Source organism: Treponema sp. R6D11, from assembly GCF_054786075.1.
This window is the reverse complement of sequence record NZ_BDHD01000498.1, coordinates 1-908: the sequence shown is the minus strand read 5'-3', so window position 1 is coordinate 908 and position 908 is coordinate 1. Positions and strand designations below refer to the sequence as shown.

The window sequence follows — 908 nt, the reverse complement described above, 5'->3', positions numbered from 1 at the left end:
GTTATCGTAAAACTTAGGCCGGAGGTCGGGTTTATTAAAGACGTTTTTAACAACGATTTTTTGTGGATTTACCACGCTCGGAACAAGGCGATAGCGTTCAGCTTGGGCGAAAGTTTTCCGGATTCAGTTAAAAAGATAGCCTTCATTATTATTCCAATTTTGGTTTTGGGATTTCTTTTGTGGTACTATTTTAGCTCCGACGATTTTACAAAGGTGCAAAGGTGGGCGGCGGCCGGCATTATCGGCGGCGGCTTGGGAAATATTATCGACCGGATTTTCAGGACGGACGGGGTAGTGGATTTTATCAGCGTAAAATTTTACGGGCTTTTCGGGTTTGAACGCTGGCCGACTTTTAATCTTGCCGACTCGTCAGTCGTCGTGTGCTGTATATTGCTGTTCGTGTCGATATTTGTATCTTCGCGGAAAAAGGTGCCTACTAATGAATAAAAAAGTTAACACGCTAATATTTGTCCTTGGCGCGACATTGTTTAATATTCTTATCGCGATAATAAGTTTTATGGTGTATACGATTTTGTATATAAGGTTCCTTATGCTTCAACTGCCCGAAACGACGCGCTCATGGGCTTTTACGGCCCTCTTCCTTTTATCCATCGGCACGTCGTTTTTAGTTTACCGTGCCGTGATAAAACACTTTATAAATAAAATCGAAATAGAAAAATATTTTGATCCGATCTTTGTAAGGAAGCACAGAAAGCCGAAACAGGAAGATTAATCTTCGCCTCGGAAAAGGCGGACAAATTCCTCGGCGGTTATGTCTATTGCGCCCAAATCTTTTTTGTAGTCAAGGGGCATTCCAAGGTCCAAAAATGAAAATCCCTGTTCCTGTAAGTGTACGGCGGCGAAAATGACAACTTTAAGCTTTGCCCCTCGGATTACGCCTACCCAGC

At 42.7% G+C, this 908-nt stretch carries 2 protein-coding genes; both read left to right on the top strand.

Annotated elements, in window-relative coordinates; genetic code table 11:
* Positions 1–447, top strand: a 447-nt coding sequence (gene lspA, locus ACYVTD_RS14245) for a signal peptidase II (protein WP_461248382.1), incomplete at its 5' end; no start/stop codon positions are given.
* On the top strand, positions 440–733 hold the full coding sequence (locus tag ACYVTD_RS14240; RefSeq protein WP_461248381.1) for a leader peptide processing enzyme: 294 nt from the start codon (positions 440–442) through the stop codon (positions 731–733). The genes lspA and ACYVTD_RS14240, both read left to right, overlap by 8 nt.
* The last annotated feature ends 175 nt before the right edge of the window (positions 734–908 follow it).

Bases quoted from the DNA above. Each gene is read 5' to 3' on its own strand.
- ACYVTD_RS14240 (WP_461248381.1), top strand. From the start codon at position 440: ATGAATAAAAAAGTTAACACGCTAATATTTGTCCTTGGCGCGACATTG.